Source organism: Natrinema sp. 1APR25-10V2 (genome assembly GCF_031626495.1).
Taxonomy (GTDB): Archaea; Halobacteriota; Halobacteria; order Halobacteriales; family Natrialbaceae; genus Natrinema.
In genome coordinates, this window is the sequence record NZ_JAMQOJ010000008.1 from 1 (window position 1) to 17,178 (window position 17,178).

General features: G+C 66.7%; 20 protein-coding genes. 15 read left to right on the top strand and 5 right to left on the bottom strand.

Annotated elements, in window-relative coordinates; genetic code table 11:
• The first annotated feature begins 53 nt into the window (after window positions 1–53).
• From NDO75_RS22310 to NDO75_RS22330, 5 genes are all read left to right on the top strand, one after another.
• Entirely contained in the window at window positions 54–515 is a 462-nt protein-coding gene (locus NDO75_RS22310; protein WP_310908836.1) for a DUF6691 family protein, read from the top strand.
• 184 nt (window positions 516–699) lie between these two features.
• Window positions 700–3,354 carry a cation-translocating P-type ATPase gene (locus NDO75_RS22315; protein WP_310908837.1) on the top strand — a complete coding sequence of 885 codons (2,655 nt, stop codon included), beginning with the start codon at window positions 700–702 and terminating at the stop codon, window positions 3,352–3,354.
• Window positions 3,355–3,453: 99 nt separating this feature from the next.
• Window positions 3,454–4,884, top strand: a complete 1,431-nt coding sequence (locus tag NDO75_RS22320; RefSeq protein ID WP_310908838.1) for a TIGR00341 family protein — start codon at window positions 3,454–3,456, stop codon at window positions 4,882–4,884.
• Between the two features lie 25 nt (window positions 4,885–4,909).
• A complete protein-coding gene (locus tag NDO75_RS22325) occupies window positions 4,910–5,203 on the top strand; it encodes a DUF211 domain-containing protein (protein WP_310908839.1) in 294 nt (97 codons plus the stop codon).
• Window positions 5,204–5,215: 12 nt separating this feature from the next.
• The gene (locus tag NDO75_RS22330; protein ID WP_310908840.1) at window positions 5,216–5,785 is read left to right on the top strand and encodes a VIT1/CCC1 transporter family protein; all 570 of its coding nucleotides are present in this window, start codon (window positions 5,216–5,218) and stop codon (window positions 5,783–5,785) included.
• A gap of 28 nt (window positions 5,786–5,813) precedes the next feature.
• Here NDO75_RS22330 and NDO75_RS22335 read toward each other — a convergent pair whose 3' ends face one another.
• Window positions 5,814–7,163, bottom strand: a complete 1,350-nt coding sequence (locus tag NDO75_RS22335; RefSeq protein WP_310908841.1) for a hypothetical protein — start codon at window positions 7,161–7,163, stop codon at window positions 5,814–5,816.
• A gap of 109 nt (window positions 7,164–7,272) precedes the next feature.
• Here NDO75_RS22335 and NDO75_RS22340 point away from each other — a divergent pair, with 109 nt between their 5' ends.
• Complete coding sequence (locus NDO75_RS22340) at window positions 7,273–7,926, top strand: helix-turn-helix domain-containing protein (RefSeq protein ID WP_310908842.1); 654 nt, start codon at window positions 7,273–7,275, stop codon at window positions 7,924–7,926.
• Between the two features lie 37 nt (window positions 7,927–7,963).
• Here NDO75_RS22340 and NDO75_RS22345 read toward each other — a convergent pair whose 3' ends face one another.
• Entirely contained in the window at window positions 7,964–8,809 is an 846-nt protein-coding gene (locus NDO75_RS22345) for a universal stress protein (RefSeq protein ID WP_310908843.1), read from the bottom strand.
• Window positions 8,810–9,179: 370 nt separating this feature from the next.
• On the opposite strand from NDO75_RS22345, the gene NDO75_RS22350 reads away from it, so the two are divergent.
• The 3 genes from NDO75_RS22350 (at window position 9,180) to NDO75_RS22360 (ending at window position 10,858) form a co-directional block, all read left to right on the top strand.
• Entirely contained in the window at window positions 9,180–9,329 is a 150-nt protein-coding gene (locus NDO75_RS22350) for a hypothetical protein (RefSeq protein WP_310908844.1), read from the top strand.
• A 2-nt stretch (window positions 9,330–9,331) separates the two neighbouring features.
• Window positions 9,332–10,369 carry a sulfite exporter TauE/SafE family protein gene (locus NDO75_RS22355; protein WP_310909188.1) on the top strand — a complete coding sequence of 346 codons (1,038 nt, stop codon included), beginning with the start codon at window positions 9,332–9,334 and terminating at the stop codon, window positions 10,367–10,369.
• 87 nt (window positions 10,370–10,456) lie between these two features.
• Window positions 10,457–10,858 (top strand): helix-turn-helix domain-containing protein, encoded by a 402-nt coding sequence (locus tag NDO75_RS22360; RefSeq protein WP_310908845.1) that lies wholly within the window; start codon window positions 10,457–10,459, stop codon window positions 10,856–10,858.
• A gap of 415 nt (window positions 10,859–11,273) precedes the next feature.
• Here the strand turns inward: NDO75_RS22360 and NDO75_RS22365 are convergent, their stop codons facing one another.
• Entirely contained in the window at window positions 11,274–12,128 is an 855-nt protein-coding gene (locus NDO75_RS22365; RefSeq protein WP_310908846.1) for a CPBP family intramembrane glutamic endopeptidase, read from the bottom strand.
• Between the two features lie 114 nt (window positions 12,129–12,242).
• Here NDO75_RS22365 and NDO75_RS22370 point away from each other — a divergent pair, with 114 nt between their 5' ends.
• Window positions 12,243–12,515, top strand: coding sequence for a hypothetical protein (locus NDO75_RS22370; RefSeq protein WP_310908847.1), 273 nt, complete (start codon window positions 12,243–12,245; stop codon window positions 12,513–12,515).
• 45 nt (window positions 12,516–12,560) lie between these two features.
• Complete coding sequence (locus NDO75_RS22375; protein ID WP_310908848.1) at window positions 12,561–12,956, top strand: hypothetical protein; 396 nt, start codon at window positions 12,561–12,563, stop codon at window positions 12,954–12,956.
• Between the two features lie 38 nt (window positions 12,957–12,994).
• Here the strand turns inward: NDO75_RS22375 and NDO75_RS22380 are convergent, their stop codons facing one another.
• The gene (locus tag NDO75_RS22380) at window positions 12,995–13,876 is read right to left on the bottom strand and encodes a DUF6544 family protein (RefSeq protein ID WP_310908849.1); all 882 of its coding nucleotides are present in this window, start codon (window positions 13,874–13,876) and stop codon (window positions 12,995–12,997) included.
• Between the two features lie 300 nt (window positions 13,877–14,176).
• Between NDO75_RS22380 and trxA the strand changes: the two genes are divergently transcribed.
• From trxA to NDO75_RS22400, 4 genes are all read left to right on the top strand, one after another.
• A complete protein-coding gene (gene trxA / locus NDO75_RS22385) occupies window positions 14,177–14,539 on the top strand; it encodes a thioredoxin (protein WP_310908850.1) in 363 nt (120 codons plus the stop codon).
• Window positions 14,536–15,582, top strand: coding sequence for an FAD-dependent oxidoreductase (locus NDO75_RS22390; protein ID WP_310908851.1), 1,047 nt, complete (start codon window positions 14,536–14,538; stop codon window positions 15,580–15,582). The genes trxA and NDO75_RS22390 overlap by 4 nt, the downstream gene beginning before the upstream one ends.
• 102 nt (window positions 15,583–15,684) lie before the next feature.
• Window positions 15,685–16,089, top strand: coding sequence for a universal stress protein (locus tag NDO75_RS22395; RefSeq protein WP_310908852.1), 405 nt, complete (start codon window positions 15,685–15,687; stop codon window positions 16,087–16,089).
• 88 nt (window positions 16,090–16,177) lie between these two features.
• Window positions 16,178–16,675, top strand: a complete 498-nt coding sequence (locus NDO75_RS22400; RefSeq protein ID WP_310908853.1) for a universal stress protein — start codon at window positions 16,178–16,180, stop codon at window positions 16,673–16,675.
• Between the two features lie 46 nt (window positions 16,676–16,721).
• On the opposite strand, the gene NDO75_RS22405 is transcribed toward NDO75_RS22400, so the two are convergent.
• On the bottom strand, window positions 16,722–17,069 hold the full coding sequence (locus NDO75_RS22405) for an ArsR family transcriptional regulator (RefSeq protein ID WP_310908854.1): 348 nt from the start codon (window positions 17,067–17,069) through the stop codon (window positions 16,722–16,724).
• Window positions 17,070–17,178 lie beyond the last annotated feature (109 nt).

Here is a 17,178-nt window from a genome sequence, read left to right on the forward strand (position 1 = left end):
CTGACCGTCGCGATCGTCACCGCTCAACTCGTCGCCGCACTGGGGGTGTCACCATGAGCGGCGATCGCCATCCCCTGTTCATGCCGCTGGTCCTCGTCGGCGGCCTGATCTTCGGCTTCGGGCTCGGGTTCAGCCAGATGGCGCGTCCGGAGGTCGTGCTGAACTTCCTCCAGTTCGAGGACTTCGGGCTGCTGTTCGTCATGTTCGGCGCGGCGATCGTCTCCGGCATCGCCTTCGCGATCATGCCCAGACTCCGCGACAGCGCACCGCTGACCGGGGACCGGTACGAACGCCGGCTGAAGCCGTTCGACCGGAACGTCCTGGTCGGCGGGGCGATCTTCGGCGTGGGCTGGGGCCTCTCGGGGATCTGCCCCGGCGCGGCCTACGCCAGCCTCGGCGTCGGCAACGTCACCATCCTCTGGGCGCTCGCCGGCATGTTCGTCGGCGCCTACCTGCAGGGTGCCTGGCGAAGCAGACAGGCGGCGGCCGATCCCGCCGCCTCGAGCGCCGACTGACGTGTCGTTCGCACACCAGTGCCGCCCGATCGACCCCGATATCGCTGTTCTCACTCGTCCGTAGCCGATCCCCGTTCTCTCCTGCCGTCCTCCGTCCCGTGACAGCGAGCCGTCCGTTCCAGCCCTGCCGATCGATGGCAATCGTCGGGTACGTCTTTGAGGGTTCGGACGAAAGGCCGATGCAATGGCCGAGCCGCCACACGAACAGCCGTCGGCGAACGTCCTCGAGGACCTCGAGTCGCGACCCGACGGGCTGTCGAGCGAGGAGGCGAGTCGACGGCGCGCGGAGTACGGCGAGAACGACATCGTCCGGGGCGGCGGGCGGTCTGCGGTCGACATCTTCGTCGCGCAGTTCGACAGCGTCCTGATCTGGGTGCTGGTGGTCGCGGCCTTCCTCTCGATCTGGGCTGGCCACACCGTCGACGCGGTCCTGATCGCGGTCATCGTCGTCGCGAACGGGGTTTTCGGCTTCGTCCAGGACTACCAGGCCGAGCAAAGCCTCGAGTCGCTTCGGGACCTCGCCGCGCCGACGGCGACAGTTCGCCGCGACGGAGAATCGCAGACGGTCGACGCGACCGAACTCGTCCCCGGCGACGTCGTCGTCCTGCGCGGCGGCGACGTGGTCCCCGCGGACGGCCGGCTGCTCGAGGCGACCGACCTCGAGGTCGACGAGGCAGCGCTGACCGGCGAGAGCGTGCCCGTCTCGAAGTCGTCGGAGCCGGTCGAACCGGACGCGCCGCTCGCGGAGCGCTCGAGCATGGTCTACAAGGGGACGAACGTCACCCGCGGCAAAGGGATCGCGGTCGTTACCGGCACGGGTATGGAGACGGCCGTGGGCGATATCGCCCGAGAGCTCGCCGTGACCGAGGAGACGGAAACGCCGCTGCAGGGCGAACTCGATCGGCTGGGGCGGACCCTCGGAATCGGCGTCCTCGCCCTCTCGGCGCTGGTCGCGCCGCTGTTGATCCTGCGCGGGACCGACGCGATCCAGGCCGCGCTGACGGCCGTCTCGCTTGCCGTCGCCGCCATCCCGGAGGGGTTGCCGGCGGTAGTCACGCTCACGCTGGCGCTGGGCGTCCGGAGGATGTCCGACGAAAACGCGCTCGTCCGCCGGCTGCCGGCCGTCGAGGCGCTCGGTGCGGTCGACGTCATTTGCACGGACAAGACCGGGACGCTCACGGAGGGGCAGATGACCGTTAGCAGGTGCTGGGTCCACGATGCGGTCCTCGAGTTCGACGGGGAAGCGGCCGAGCGGTCGGAAGCGCCCGACGGCGGTTCGCCGACCGACGACGCGGAATCGATCGACGACGGCACCGCTGGCGCCGCGACCGCAGAGACCGACGCCGACTCGCTCTCGGACCGCGAGGAGTTGCTCCTGCGAATCGGCGCGCTCTGTAACGACTCGACGCTCGAGGAGGGAGACCCGACCGAACAGGCGTTGCTCGAGGCGGCCGACCGGAAGGGGCTCGACCGCGAGGCGCTTCGGGACGAAAACCCGCGGACGGGCGAGGTCCCGTTCTCCTCCGAGCGAAAGTGGATGGGGACAGTCCACGGCGACGTCGGCTACGTCAAGGGCGCACCCGAGGTCGTCGTCGACAACTGCGAGCGGATCCTGACTGCCGACGGCCCGGTCGCGCTGACCGACGAGCGTCGCGAACGGATCGAGACGCGAGTCCGCGAGTTCGGCGACGACGCGCTGCGCGTACTGGCGATGGCGTATCTGGAGGAACCCGACTCTCCGGAGGCCCTCGCTGACGGGCTGACGTTCGTCGGGCTGAGCGGGATGATTGACCCGCCGCGGACGGAGGTCGCCGACGCCATCGCAGCGACGAACCGCGCCGGTATCGACGTGAAGATGGTAACCGGCGACAACGTTCGGACGGCCGGCGCGATCGCCGGGACGCTCGGGCTCGGCACGGCGGTGCTCGAGGGGCAGGCAATCGAGTCGATGGACGACTCGGAACTGCGCGAGCGCGTTGAGGCCGTCGACGTCTTCGCGCGCACGTCGCCGGAGCACAAGGTTCGAATCCTCCGCGCGCTCCAGGAACGGGGCCACGACGTGGCGATGACCGGCGACGGGGTCAACGACGCACCGGCGCTGAAAAACGCCGACGTGGGCGTCGCGATGGGGATCCGCGGGACCGACGTCGCCAGACAGGCCTCGGACGTGGTCCTGTTGGACGACAACTACGCGACGATCGAGCGCGCCGTCGAGCGCGGACGGACGATCTTCGACAACGTCTGGAAGTTCGTCGCCTACCTCCTCAGCGCGAACGTCGCGGAGGTGGCGCTGGTCTTCCTCGCGTCGCTGTTCGGGTATCTCATCTTGCCCGCCGTACAGCTGCTGTGGATCAACCTGCTGACCGACGGATTGCCGGCGCTCGCACTCGGTGCGGATCCCAACAGCGGCGACGTGATGGAGCGACCGCCGCGCGACCCCGAGCAGGGAATCATCAGCCGGCGGATGCTCACGCTGATCGGCGGCGCCGGGGCCGTCTCTACGGCCGTCATGCTCGGGCTCATGTTCGTCGCGCTCGAGGGCGCTGCCACCGTCACTCCCTACGCGATGACGATGGTGTTCACCGGCTTCGTCTTCCTCGAGTTCGAGAAGCTCTACGTCATCCGCTGGCTGCGCGGGACGCCGATACTGTCGAATCGGTGGCTCGCGGCCGCCGTGGCGGCGTCGATCGCCCTCCAGCTCGCGGTGCTGTACACGCCGCTCAACCGATATTTCGGAACGGTCCCGCTCGGCGTAGCCGACTGGGGGATCATCGCGGCCGTCCTCGCCGTCTGTCTGCCCGCCTACGTCGGGATCGCCGCCGTGGTGAGACGGACGTAGCAGTGAGGCGTGAGGATGGGGCTGTTCCGACTCGAGACGGCCCCTTCCGCGCCTGAGAGCGTCTTTCACGTTTATACGCGGGTTCGTGGTATCGGTCGTATGCGCCTCGTGCAGGTGTTGATTCCCGAGGGGAACCGCGATTCAGTAGTCGAGACGCTGAACGAACAGGGGATCGACTACGCCGTGTTCGACGAGACCGGCCGGGGCGAGTTCGAGGCGATGGTCCAGTTCCCGGTGCCACCGACCGGCGTCGAACCCGTCCTCGAGGAGCTGCGAGCCGCCGGCGTCAGCGAGAGCGCGTACACCATCGTCCTGCCGACCGAGACCGTCGTCTCCGAGCGGCTCGAGTCGTTGCAGGCGCTCTACCCCGGCGACCGGCTCTCGCGGGAGGAGCTGACGGCGAGCGCGCGGAGCCTCGCACCGGAGCTGACGACGTACTTCGCGTTCATCGTGCTGAGTACCGTCATCGCGGTCGGCGGGCTGTTGCTCGACTCCGCGGCCACGATCATCGGCGCGATGGTCGTCGCGCCGCTGATGGGGCCGGCGATCACCGCGAGCGCCGGCAGCGTCCTCGCGGAGCGCGATCTGGCGATGCGCGGTATCGTACTGCAGGTTACCGGCCTCCTGCTGGCGATCGCCGTTGCCGCCGCGCTGGGGGCGCTCCTGCGGGGGACGGTAATCGTCCCGCCCGGGACCGACATCCGGACGATCCCCCAGATCGCCGAACGGACGAGCCCCGACTTCCTCGCGCTGTTCATCGCCTTCGGCTCGGGGATCGCCGGCGCGATCAGCGTCTCGCGCGGCTCGGGGTCGACGCTCGTAGGCGTCGCGATCGCGGTCGCGCTCATCCCGCCTGCGGGCACGGCGGGGTTGGGCATCGCCTGGGGGTTCGCCGGGGTGGCCGCGAGCGCCTCGGTGCTGGTGTTGGTCAATCTCTTGGCGATCAACCTCTCCGCGCTGACGGTCTTCCGGCTCAGCGGGTACCTACCCGAGCGAACGGACGACCGGGAGGCGGTCCGCGCATCGGTGTTCCGACGCGGCGCGATACTCGTCGTCGCGCTCGTCGGCCTGTCGGTCGTGCTCGGGCTGGTCACCGTCGCCTCCTACCAGACGACGACGTTCGAACACCGCGCGACCGCCGAAACGGAGCGGTTCTTCGATCAGGATGCGCGTTCGAGATACGACCTCGAGGCCGTTACCGTCGACTACGACTCTCAGGATATCCTCCTCGGAAACGACCCGACCGTCTCGGTGGTCGTCGGGCGGCCGAACGCCACGGCCGTTCCGCCGGACCTCGCGGACGGTCTGGACCGGCGTCTGGAGGAGACGACCGACGAGACGGTCGGCGTTCGGGTCTCGTTCGTCGTCGCCCAGCAGTCCGGACCGATCCCGCCGACCACCGAAACGTCGACGGGAACAGCCCTGCGTCGCACGGCTCGAGTCGGCGGGAAATTCAGTGTAGACAGCGATCGCCGTTCGCGACCGCCTCCGACCGCTCGCCCGACCGGCCTCGCCGTCCCTCGCGACTAAGGGCGTCGAGCGAAACGTACACAGCATGGCTCTCCCGATACGACGGCTCGTTCTCGACGTGATGAAGCCCCACGAACCGGACGTCCTCGAGTTCGCCGCGATCGTCGGCGATTGCGAGGGCGTTGCGGGCATTAACGTCGCGCTGATCGAAACCGACCGAGACGTCCAGAACCTCAAGGTAACTCTCGAGGGGGACGATATCGCCGCGGCAGCCGTCGAGGACGCGATCATTGATCTGGGTGGGACGGTCCACTCGATCGACGGAGTCGTCCGCGGCGAGCGGCTGGTCGAAGAACGCGATACCCCGCAGGACCGCTGATCCGGTGGGACAGTGAGCTCTCTTCGCACCCTCCTCGAGGACGAGGACGTCAGGTCCATCTCGCGGCGGTACTTCATCTCGAACGGGTTCGACGGCACGCTGACGAGCATCGGGGTCGTCGTCGGTTCCTACCTGTCGGGGGTCGACGACGGACTCACCGTGGTCACCATCGGGCTGGGCGCGGCAATCGGCCTGGGAACGTCGGGCGTCTGGAGCGTCTGGGAGATCGAACGGGCCGAGAAGCAGGCCGAACTGTTACGGATCGAGCGGGCCATGCTGACCGATCTGGGGGACACGGAACTCCAGCAGCGACGGGCGAGTGCCCGCAAGATCAACGCCGTGGCGAGCGGTATCGGGCCGCTCATCGGCATTATCCTCCCATTACTCCCGTTTCTCGCCCACGGCGTTCTGTTCTCGCTGCTCGAGGCGACGCTGGTCGCGGTGGCGATCGGCGTGGCCGTCCTCTTTACGTTCGGAGCGTATCTCGGCTCGATCTCGAAGCAGAACTGGATCGTCGCGGGCGTTCGAATGGGACTTGCAGGTATCGTGGTCGCGTTCCTCAATCTGTTTCTGCCCGGGTGAGCCCGAACGAGGGCCGATGAGAGTTCCGTCACGACGTCGTCGCGGGCGGCCTCGAGCGTACCCGTCGGCCGACGATTCGAACGACGTAGTACCCCCAGATACCGAGCAACACGGCGTATCCGGGGCCGTGGAGGAGCGCCGACCACGACTGATCCTGGTAGAAGAAGCCGACGCCCACGGCCAGTACCGCCGCGTTCCAGAGAAGAACGCCAAACGGACCGACGACCGACGGAACGGAGCCGCGAGCGAAGAGCGCATCGGAGCGGTCCGCCGCTCCCGTCCCCGACTCTGTTTCGGCCGGGCGCTCGAGGGGGGAGAAAGCGAGCAGCGAACCGGCCAGCGCGATGGGGAGCGCCCAGCCCATGAAGAGGAAGTGGAGCGCTCCGATTTCGATCCAGGCGTTTGGGACTCCAAGCGGGACGCCGAACAGAATGAACGGGGCGAAGCTCGCCGGGGCGAGGACCCAGACTTGGGCGACGAGGATCGAGAGGGCGGTCCCGTTCGGCGTCCCGCCCAGATAGGTCCGGACGAGCGTGTAGGCGTACAGCAGGTAGCCGCCGGCGTACAGCGCTAACCCGACGCCGGTGACCGTCCGACCCATGCCGAGGATCGGACCGAAGACGAGCGGAAAGATCCCGAGCGCGAACAGGACGAAAGCGGCGCGCTGCAGGCGGTCGCTGTACAGCTTCGTATCGACGAGCCGGGGAAACAGGTCGAACAGCGTGCCGATCGCCGCGAGCCCGAAGAACCCCCACGCGTTTGCGTGGACGTGTCCCTCTCGAAGCCCGGCCCAGCCACCGGGAACGGGCAGGCTGTGGCTGTAGAGGCCGAACGCGAAGGCCAGCCCGAGCAGGTAAACGAACGGCGAGAGCAGGTAGAAACCGACGGTCGGGTCCCGCGCCGTACCCCCCTCGCTCCGACGGACCATCCCGAACACGACGGCGAACAGCCACAGCGCGAGCAGCCAGACGGCCGCGAGGCCGACGTCGAACGCGAGCGGCACACCGACGGCGCGGCCGTACCAGGCGAGGAGCAACGCTCCGTTCAGCCCGAGGAACGTCGCTCGAGTCGCTCGCCTCGACGGGGTCGGCCGCTCGAGTTTTCGGGCGGCGAGTTGCGGAAGCGTGCCGAACACCAGTTGGGTGAACGCGCCGATCGTGACGAAGTGGATGTGCGTCCACGTGATCCACGATACCCGCGGCACGAGCGAAAACGCCTGTAGCCCCTGATAGAGCGCGAGCAGGAGTCCGGCAATCAGAAAGCTGACGCCGGCGGTGTGAAACGGCGTCGGCGATAGCGCGATCCCATCGTCCGCCCGGCGGTCGACGGCGCGTTCGGAAGCGGACCCGCGCGACCCGGACGGGGCAACGTCGGTCATACACGTTCGATTGGGCGGCGAGGGTGTATCGGTTCTCGCGAATATCTCGGGACGGTTCGAACATGTTCGAAGGAGTCGCTACCCGTGCGGCCACCGTCTTCGGACTCGAATGCCGCACGCAACGCTCACGATACGGATTCCCGAGTCCCTCTGGATTCACGAGATCTCGACCGCATATCCCGACACCGCGTTTCGGGTGATTTCGGTGCTGGTGGGGCCGGACGTCAGCGTCGCCGTCATCGAACTGGCGACGCCGAACCCCGTCCCCATCATCGCCAGCATCGACGAGCGTGACGACGTTGGCGATCTGGAACTGCTGTGGAAACACGACGACACCGCGCTCCTTCAGATCGAAACGGCGGATCAGTCCGTGCTCACGCCGATGCAGCGGGCGGGCGTCCCGGTAGAGACTCCGTTCGTCGTCGAGGACGGCGTGGTCACGTGGGAGCTGACCACGAGCGCCGATAGACTGTCCACGCTCGGTGATCTCCTCGAGGAGAGCGACATCGGCTACCGTCTCGAGTCGGTCCACGACATCGACGGTCGGACGGATCACCTGCTGACCGACCGGCAACGCGAGGTGTTCCTGACCGCCCTCGACGAGGGATACTACGACGTTCCGCGCGCGGCGTCGCTCACGGACGTCGCCGCCCGCCTCGAGATCTCGAAGTCCACCTGTAGCGATATCCTGCACCGCGCAGAAGGGAAGATCGCGCACTGGTTCGCCGACGAGCGTCTCGGCCGGCGATCCAACGGCCGTTGATCGTCACGGGTGCCGCCAGCGCGCGTGGGGATTTCGCTCAGGCCGTTCGCGAGGGCGGAACGAGCAACACGTTCCCGTTCGCCTGGGCGACGATGTCCTCGGAGACGCTGCCGAGCAGCAGGCGACGGAGCCTGCTGTGGCCGCGCGAGCCCACGAGGGTCGTCGTCGGCTCGTGTTCGGCTTCCGCGGCGAGGATTTCGTCGGCCGGGTCGCCCTCGCGGATCTCGGTCCGCGTCTCGATCCCCCACTCCTCGAGCCGATCCGCTAGCTCCGCCAGCCGCTTTTCGGCATCGTCTTCGTCCGGCAGGTCCGGGTCTTTCGGCGTTCGGACGTGAACCAGCGTGGCTTCTCGGGTCGCGTGGCGCAGGTACGAAAACGCCTCGAACGCCCGGTCGGCGTTCTCGGAGAAGTCCGTCGCGTACAGCATGCGCTGGAACAGGTGCGCCTCGCGGACGGCCGGCTCCTCGGTTTCGCGCTCGATTCGGTTGACGAGCAGCGGCGTCACCGTCGTTCGCGCGAGGTTGCGTGCCGTCGATCCGATGAGCCGGTTCTCGAGCGGGCTCTTCCCGCGCGAGCCGACGATCGTCAGGCCCGCGCCGATCGTTTCGCCGAGCCCGGTGATGCGCCGGTGGGGCGTTCCCCGAACGACGTGGGTCTCCACGTCGAACCCGGCGTCCTCGATGACGCGACGATAGCGCTCGAGTGCCTCCGCGCGCCGCTCCTCGAAGTCCATACCGGGCATGCCGATGTGGACGTTCGATGGAATGACCGTCACGAGGTGAATCTCCTCGACCCCGATCCGCTCGAGGCACTCGAGGCAGGTTTCGTTTTGAATGCTCGCCTCACTGGCCGCCGACAGGTCGGTCGCGTACACCGCCTTCATACTCTCCGTAAGGCTCGAGCATATAATATTGTTTCCACTCCCCAATACAGTCGGCCGGTGAGCCGCAACGCACTGTCGAAGTTCGATCACATCGCTCGGTAGACGACGTCAGTGGAGAGAGATAGTCCGCAGATGGTTCGCAAAATCGTCACTCTTCGCGCCCGAACGCGGCCGAGAAGAGAACCGGCGATCGCGACCGGCCGCTGTATCTCCATAACTTATACAGATATTTCGGTGGGATAGCGGTGAGATAGGTGAGGATAATATTGTGCAACATCTCCAAAAGCGTTATACCGTTGCTTCGGATAGTGAGTAATGTACAGAAACCCATGATCCATACACAACCGATCGACGATCGGGGTCGATACGAATGATCGACTTTGCAACCCTCGCGACACCGGTACAGGCCGGCGCGCTCGTCGGCACCGTCCTCATCGAGGCGGTCGTCCTCTACGCTGGCTACGGCGCGCTCGAGCGAGTCGCAGCACCGCACCTCGTCGGGGTGATCGCGGACCGATGACGATGGAACTGTTCGGCATCGGACTCCCCCTGCTCGCGCTGTTCGTGAGCTTTGGCTTCATGATCGGCGTGCTGTTCGGATTCTTCGGGATGGGGGGCTCGTTCCTCGTCACGCCCGCGTTGCTCGTGATGGGGTACCCCGCTCGAGTCGCCGTCGGCAGCGGGATGGCGTTCGTCTTCGGGACGGCCGTGATCGCGACGCTGAAACACCACGACCTCGGGCAGGTCGACTACAAGCTCGGCGGCCTGATGATCGTCGGCACATCGATCGGGATCGAGGTGGGACGGATCGGCGTGTTCCACCTCGAGGAACTCGGTCTGGCCAGCGGGGTCATCGGCGTCACGTACGTCGTCCTGCTCGGCGCGATCGGCCTGTTCGTCACGCGCAACGCGCTCACGAACGACGGTGAGGACAGTGGTGGCGGCCACCACGACGCTGCGGACGAGGAGATCGATCCGGACGCGATCCCGGATATCGCGAAGAAGATCCAGTCGTATCACATCCCGCCGATGATGACGATCGCGGGCGGCATCAAGGTCTCGCTGTGGATAGTCCTCGGCGTCGCGTTCGCGACGGGGCTGCTGTCGGGCTTCCTCGGCGTCGGCGGCGGCTTCATCCGCATGCCCGCGATGTTCTACCTCATCGGGGTGCCGGTTCCCGTCGCGGTCGGGACCGATCTCTTCGAGATCGTGTTCTCGGGTGGTATCGGCTCGTACCTCTACGGGATGGAAGGCGGCGTCGATCTCTCGATCGTCGCGCCGCTGCTGGCCGGGAGCGCTCTGGGCGCTCGTATCGGCTCCGCGGCGACCAGCATCGCCGACGAGGGGGACATCAAGATCTACTTCGGACTGATGCTCCTCGGCGGTTCGGTCGCGGTCGCCTTCCGCCAGGCCGGGAACTACCTCGGAATCGAGGCGCTGAGTACGGTCAGCTTCGCGATGATCATGCTCTCGGCGCTGCTGGTGAGCGGGGCCGTGATCTACAGTACGATCACGACGATGCGCGCCGAACCCGACGCCACTCACCGGGCCGCGGACTGACGCGGCTTCCGGCGATAGAATATTTTGGTATTGTACAATACCCACACAACACTTTTACGGGCTCGATTCCTCTATTCAGGTAAGACCATGGTAGACTCAATGGCAGAACAACTCCAGCAAGACATGGTGTGCGAAGGGCTGCTGGAGTGTGTCCACGGCCTCAAACAACTCGATAAGGACTGCTTTCGGGCGCTAGTCGAGAGCGACGAACCGCTGACGATCGACGAGGTCGCCGAGCGAGTCGGGCGCGAGCGCTCGACCGCCTACCGGTCGATCCAGCGCCTGTTGCAGAGCGGCTTCATCCAGAAAGAGCAGATCAACTACGATCAGGGCGGGTACTATCACGCCTACCACCCGACCGATCCGTCCCAGATCGCAAGCGACATGCAGCGGATGCTGAACGACTGGTACGCGAAGATGGGCCAGCTCATTCAGGAGTTCGAGGACAAGTACGAACACGCCGACGACGCGGCGACTGTCGAGGGCTGACGATCCGATCGACCGTCAGTCGGAACGCCGCCCGTTCCGTTCGTCCCAGACATCACTTGTTCAGTCTCGATACGGAGTCAGAGAGGCGAGTCGAGCGGTGCAGAATCCAGCACTCGCATTCGGTGGTCGTCGGACGGATTACTCCCGGGAGTTGCTGAGGTTCTGCATCTCTCCGCCGCAACTCGAGCAGGCCACCGCGTGGAGCGATTTCGATCGACCTCCACAAACCATGCATTCGTACAGATTCTCAGGCCGTTTTGCCGATGTTCTCGTTCTCATCGTGCCATATGGTACCACACAGCCCGTAATAAAGCGTTCGTATGCGAGAACGGCAATTCGCCAGTCTCGAGCGAAGAAGCGAGCCTCCGAGTCGCCTCGACCGAACCGATCGACGGCCTCGGAGCCCGACTCGAAGTCACTGCGACGGCAGCGGGCGGGGAGCGCCGCGGCGGAGCGTCACCGGTCCCCACCAGAGGACGACGGCGACGACGAGCGCGACTGTAGCCGCCGTCTGATACGTCTCCGCGGCCGGCGAGAGCTCGAGGAGCTGTCCGGTGGCGTTGCCGACGAAATGGAAGAGAATCGCGGCGAGGACGCTCCGGTTCGAGTTGTTGTACAGCCACGTGTAGAGGACCGCGCCGACGACGATGTTGAAGGCGAACGCGGCCGGATCGGGCGCGAAGTCCCAGCTGCTGAAGTAGCCGACCATCAGGAACAGCGGCGCGTGCCACGCCGCCCAGGCGACGCCGAGGACGAGACTGGCGGAGAGCGCGTTCCACCGCAGTTGGAGCCGGTCGAGCCAGTAGCCGCGCCAGCCGATCTCCTCGTGGAACGGACCGAGGAGAAAGATCGCCAGCAGCGTCCCCGCGAACGCGATCGGATCCGCGAGCAGCGTCAGTAGCGGTTCCACGCGAAGGGGATGTGACGCCCCGTCGACGACGATCGCGGCGGCGGCACCGACCAGTGCGAGCGCCGGCCAGAGCGCCAGCACCACCGGGAGCCAGCGACGCGGTATCAGACGGACGTCGACGAGGCGTCGCCACAGGTCCCCGAGGCCCGTTCGACCGCCGACCAGCCACGACATGACGACGCCGCCGATCGTGACGCCGACGCCGCCGACGAGCAGGAAGACGATCCCCGGAAAGCGGAAGACGTGCCAACCGGCAGCGATCGGGACGCTCCACCAGAGCCAAGTCCAGCCGTGGGAGAACAGCAGGAATCCCCAGACGTCGAACCCCCGCAGGTGCTCGAGGTTGCGCCGATCGATCATCGGTTCGTCCCGTCGCCGCGGTCGGTCTCCATCTCTCGGGCGGTTCGGTCCCTCATTCGTGCCGCCGTTCGTCGTCGACACGTATCTGCGTGGTGGGCTGTTTAGCCGTGAAACGTGTCGATCGACTCGAGTACGCTACAGAACGACCCTGGTACGCCACAGAACGACACCGACAGTAGCGTCGCCGAGGACGTGATAGCCGAGAACCCTGGTCCAATCGACCCCAGCGCTGGCTGTTACGGAGCGACGGAGGTGATGAGCGAACGCGGTGTCCGACGGCCCCGTCACGGAACGATACGGCGAACTGGCGGGCATCGTTCGGACGCGGCCGCCGCCGTACTGGGCGCTCGCCGCATCCGCGGAGCTGTCGTGTATCTCGAGCGATGAGAACCGCCACGAACGATTATCCGGGTGTCACGCGAAGGGGGACCTATGCGTCGACTCGCCGTCGGTCTCTTTCTCGTGTTGCACGGTCTCGTCCACGGGTGGTACGTCGTGCTGAGTCAGGGCTGGGTCGAGGTCGAAGACCAGATGGGCTGGAGCGGCCACTCGTTGCTCCTCTCTCCGATCCTTCCCGAAGGCGCCATTCTGACGGTCGCGAGCGTGCTGTACGTCGCGGTCACCGTCGGCTTCGTTCTCGGCGGTATCGGATACGCGTTCGACCTGGGCTGGTGGGAGCCGGTCGTCGTCGGCGCGGCGGTCCTCTCGACGGCGGTCCTCGTCGCCATGTGGAACGGTCAGTTCGACCTGCTGATCGAACAGGGAGCCGCAGGCGTGCTCATCAATATCGGCCTTCTCGTCTCCATCCTCGTCCTCGAGTTCGAGTAGCGCGATCGAGTCGATCGTGAACCCGACCGGACGTCCGATCACCGGGGAACAGGCACGTCGTACTCGATCGCGTCCACGCTGGCTCGCCAGTACGGCAGGTCGCCGTCCGGGAGGTTCCACTCGACTTCCCCGTGGGTCGGCACCCGCCGTCCGCCGCGGTCCTCGTATCCGCCGAAGTGTCCGGTCCACGACGCGTACGAATCGTCTTCCTGTCGGTAGCGCTCGGTCGTCACCCGCTCGATCTCGTCGCGGTCGTCGAAGTGGAACACGACCGAGGCGGTCACGCCGTCGTGCTCGAGCGTCGCTCTGGCGGCGTCGTCGTCGATCGGCTCCCACGTGACGCCGCGCTCGGGCAACAGCGCGGTCGGGTACCACACTGCCTCGGCGAGGTAGCGGACCAGTTCCCCCTCGTTCAGTTCGGGCGACGGGCCGACGCTCGCGACGGGAATCGCCGAGCGAAGCCGCGCTCGCAACACTCCCTCGCCGTGTGCGTACAGGTCGACGACGCGGACCGGCAGCAGCGGTGCGACGTCGATCGTCGCGTCCCAGACGAAGCCCGGCGGCCGCGTCGTGACGTGTTGGGTCGCCTCGAGCGGCTTCCACGACCCGTCTGCACCGCCGAGGCGGAACTCCCCGCGCTGGTGCAGGCGGACCGTCCGGACGTACGGCTGTCCCTCCGCGAGGACGGTCCGGAAGTACCGCGCCGCGGGCGCAGGCACGTCCGCGAGGTCGTCTCGCGTGAACGACCCGTCGGGCTCGGACTCGGCGGCCTCGAGGAGGGCAGTCACGCGGTCGTCGATCCGTCCGTCGAACCGACGCGCGACGCTGACGAGCGTGCCGACCGCGAGGGCGAACAGGAGCGTGAGAGCGAGCCGCGTCCGTCTCCGCCGCGCGGACCGCGGGTCAGTCGTCGGTGCCATCGATCGGTGAATCTCGCTCGAGCAGTCCCCTAAAGCCACCACTTTCGTGAGCGATCGCCGCGGCGTCCGTCGCGCGCTGCCGCCAGTGTGTTCGGCCGGCGGTAGAGTGACCCTGCACACTGGCAGCGCTATTGCCCCCAATTTGCACTATTGTCGACGGTTCCAGGACCGGCAAACCGAGACAGGCCCAGATACCTCTCGGAAGGGGTCTGTTACAGCCCGTTATCGGCAGTCGGCGTTGTGCTATATTGTGGCACCTATGCAAAACCTTTAAACAGTCCCGGTTCGTACGGAGGAGTGATGGCAACTGATGCACACCGCGACGCAGCCGGACAGTCGACCGACGAACCAATCTACATCGATGGCGAGAGCCACCTCGACGAGGTCGTCGAGGAACACGACGTGGTCCTCGTCGACTTCTACGCGGACTGGTGTGGCCCCTGCAAGATGCTCGAGCCGGTCATCGATAGACTGGCGAGCGAAACCGAGGCCGTGATGGCCAAGGTCGACGTGGACGCGAATCAACAGCTCGCCGGCGCGTACGGCGTCCGGGGCGTGCCGACGCTCGCGCTGTTCGCGGACGGCGAGCAGGTCGAACAGCAGACCGGCGCGCTGCCGGCGGACCGACTGCGGAGCCTGATCGAGGGATACACGAACGAATGAACGGCTCGAACGACACCGCCGAGAGCGTCCGCGACGTGATAGTCGTCGGATCGGGCGTCGGCGGCCTCTCGGCCGCGGTCTACGCCGCACGGGCCGACCTCGAGCCGCTGGTGCTCGAGGGGCCGGAGCCGGGCGGCCAGCTGACGCTGACGACCGACGTGGAGAACTACCTCGGCTTTCCCGAAGGAGTCGGCGGCATGGAATTGATCCAGCGCGGGAAAGAGCAGGCCGAGCGGTTCGGGGCCGAGTTTCGCCACGGCACCGTCGAGCGCGCGACGCTCGACGAGCGGCCGTTCGAACTCGAGCTCTCGAGCGGCGACGTCCTGCGGACGCGGGCGCTGATCGTCGCGACCGGCGCGAGCGCCCGCTGGGTCGGTGCCGAGAACGAAGACGAGCTGATGGGGTACGGTCTGTCGACGTGTGCGACCTGCGACGGCGCGTTCCACCGCGGCGACGACGTGCTCGTGATCGGTGGCGGCGACAGCGCGATGGAAGAGGCGCTCTTCCTCGCGAAGTTCGCCGACAGCGTGACGATCGTCCACCGCCGCGACGAGCTACGCGCTTCCGAGGTCATGGCCCGCCGCGCCCGCGATCACGAAAAGATCGAGTTCCGCTGGAACACCGAACTGCTCGAGATCCACGGCTCCCAGGCGGAGGGCGTCACCGGCGCGACGCTGGTGTCCCACCCCGACGGCCACCCGACCGAGAAACTCGAATCGGATCGCGAGGTCGAGCGCGAGGAGGTCGCCGTCGGCGGGATCTTCTATGGCGTCGGCCACGTCCCGAATACGGACTTCCTCGCCGACACCGCCGTCGAACTCGAGGAGTCGGGCCACCTGCGGACGCTCGAGGGACGGACGACCGAGACCGCAGTCGCCGGCGTCTTCGGCGCCGGCGACGTGATGGATCCCGAGTACAGACAGGCCATCACGGCCGCGGGGACCGGCAGCATGGCCGCACTCGACGCCGAGGCGTGGCTCGATGAGCGGGCGGCGGCGGAGTCCCAGTCCGAGACCGCTGCAGAGATACCGGCGGATGACTAGCGCGGCCGGGAGAGCCAGCCCGTCGACTTCGAGGGCTGTCGATCATCGCTTCCTGTAGACCTGTTAGTTATATGTCGCGGTCAGTAGTTGGTAGGCCCGCCCATGTACGATACGATCCTCATCGCGACGGACGGGAGCGATTCGGCCGATCGAGCGACGGATCACGCGCTCGATCTCGCGTCGACGTTCGACGCAGACCTCCACGCGCTGTACGTCGTCGACACGCGACGCTACGGCGGATCGATGGTGACGGACGCGGACACGGTCACCGCTGATCTGGAAGAGCGCGGCCGAGAGCTACTGGACGACATCGCGTCCCGAGCCGACGTAGGCGTGACGACCGTGCTCCGCAGCGGCCGCCCCTCCCAACTGATCGGCGAGTACGCCGACGAGATCGACGCCGACCTGCTCGTCATCGGCAATCGCGGGCTCTCGTCTGGTGGCGAAATCGGGAGCACCGCCGAACGAGTCGTCAGATACGTCGACCGGCCGGTGATCACGGCCTGAGAAGCGTTCCTCCGGAGACCAGTTCGAGCGCCCCATCGCCACCACCGCGTCCCTCGAGATTAATGGTCGCGGGCGAGAGAGTAGACGTATGACGTTCGTCGTTCCGTTTGACGGATCGGAGCTCGCGGAAGCCGCCCTGGTCAGGGCCGTCGAATACAGTAACGCGCTCGAGGAGGGGATCGTGGCCGTATCCGTGGTCCCCGAACGAAAGAAATACGCGCGAGAGAAGGGCTGGATCGGCGAGGACGAGGAGTACGACGTCGAAGCCGTCGTCGAGCGGCTCCGGGAACAGGTGCGGACGCTGGCTCCCGATGCAGCGTTCGAGTACGAACGGATCCGGGAGTTTCCGCCGGAAGCACGACTCGCGAACCGCATCGAGCGGCTGGTCCTCGAGCACGACCCGAGCGTCGTCTTCCTCGGCAGCGACAACGTCGGGCGCGTCGTCACGCCGCTGACCAGCGTCGGCGTCCACGTCGCCGCAGACGAGTCCTACGACGTGTTCATCGTCCGGCAGCGCCACCCGCCGAAACTCGAGATGATCGACGCTCACGAGGACTTCTACGACGACGCTGGTTCGCCGTCGTAGGCCCGCGACGCCACCCGCTGGCTCGGACTCGGCCGCGGGCGTCGGCTCACCCAGTCGTCCGCTCGATCGACGCGAGGACGCGGGAGGCCAGTTCGCACTCGTAGTACCGGATCGCCTCGCTGTGGGCGTCGTACTCGACGAGCCCGCAATCCTCGAGCAGCGGGAGGTGAACGTGAGCGAGCTCCAGCGCCCACTCGTCGGGGGTCATCGACTCGGATCCGGTCGCCGACAGCGAATCGATCAGCGATTCGCGGTCTATCCAGTTCTTCGGCGCTCTATCGAGCGTCCGGACGATAGTCCGGCGACGGGAGTCAGCGAGCAGCGACAGGACCTCGTCTACGTCGCACATACATCGGACGGCTCCGTCCGAATCGACGATCTGGCACTCGCTCATATGCGTTGATAGTCGTGTCGAGACTATCGGATAAAGCCGCACAGCGTGTTCCCACGCGGTGAAAGCAACAGGTCGGCCGGCCTGTCCACCGAGACGGACTAAGCGAAAG

Excerpts from the sequence above, each read along its gene's own strand:
- NDO75_RS22310 (WP_310908836.1), top strand. The coding sequence starts at position 54 with ATGAGCGGCGATCGCCATCCCCTGTTCATGCCGCTGGTCCTCGTCGGC.
- NDO75_RS22315 (WP_310908837.1), top strand. The coding sequence starts at position 700 with ATGGCCGAGCCGCCACACGAACAGCCGTCGGCGAACGTCCTCGAGGAC.
- NDO75_RS22320 (WP_310908838.1), top strand. The coding sequence starts at position 3,454 with ATGCGCCTCGTGCAGGTGTTGATTCCCGAGGGGAACCGCGATTCAGTA.
- NDO75_RS22325 (WP_310908839.1), top strand. The coding sequence starts at position 4,910 with ATGGCTCTCCCGATACGACGGCTCGTTCTCGACGTGATGAAGCCCCAC.
- NDO75_RS22335 (WP_310908841.1), bottom strand. The coding sequence starts at position 7,163 with ATGACCGACGTTGCCCCGTCCGGGTCGCGCGGGTCCGCTTCCGAACGC.
- NDO75_RS22340 (WP_310908842.1), top strand. The coding sequence starts at position 7,273 with ATGCCGCACGCAACGCTCACGATACGGATTCCCGAGTCCCTCTGGATT.
- NDO75_RS22345 (WP_310908843.1), bottom strand. The coding sequence starts at position 8,809 with ATGAAGGCGGTGTACGCGACCGACCTGTCGGCGGCCAGTGAGGCGAGC.
- NDO75_RS22350 (WP_310908844.1), top strand. The coding sequence starts at position 9,180 with ATGATCGACTTTGCAACCCTCGCGACACCGGTACAGGCCGGCGCGCTC.
- NDO75_RS22355 (WP_310909188.1), top strand. The coding sequence starts at position 9,332 with ATGGAACTGTTCGGCATCGGACTCCCCCTGCTCGCGCTGTTCGTGAGC.
- NDO75_RS22360 (WP_310908845.1), top strand. The coding sequence starts at position 10,457 with ATGGTAGACTCAATGGCAGAACAACTCCAGCAAGACATGGTGTGCGAA.
- NDO75_RS22365 (WP_310908846.1), bottom strand. The coding sequence starts at position 12,128 with ATGATCGATCGGCGCAACCTCGAGCACCTGCGGGGGTTCGACGTCTGG.
- NDO75_RS22375 (WP_310908848.1), top strand. The coding sequence starts at position 12,561 with ATGCGTCGACTCGCCGTCGGTCTCTTTCTCGTGTTGCACGGTCTCGTC.
- NDO75_RS22380 (WP_310908849.1), bottom strand. The coding sequence starts at position 13,876 with ATGGCACCGACGACTGACCCGCGGTCCGCGCGGCGGAGACGGACGCGG.
- trxA (WP_310908850.1), top strand. The coding sequence starts at position 14,177 with ATGGCAACTGATGCACACCGCGACGCAGCCGGACAGTCGACCGACGAA.
- NDO75_RS22390 (WP_310908851.1), top strand. The coding sequence starts at position 14,536 with ATGAACGGCTCGAACGACACCGCCGAGAGCGTCCGCGACGTGATAGTC.
- NDO75_RS22395 (WP_310908852.1), top strand. The coding sequence starts at position 15,685 with ATGTACGATACGATCCTCATCGCGACGGACGGGAGCGATTCGGCCGAT.
- NDO75_RS22400 (WP_310908853.1), top strand. The coding sequence starts at position 16,178 with ATGACGTTCGTCGTTCCGTTTGACGGATCGGAGCTCGCGGAAGCCGCC.
- NDO75_RS22405 (WP_310908854.1), bottom strand. The coding sequence starts at position 17,069 with ATGAGCGAGTGCCAGATCGTCGATTCGGACGGAGCCGTCCGATGTATG.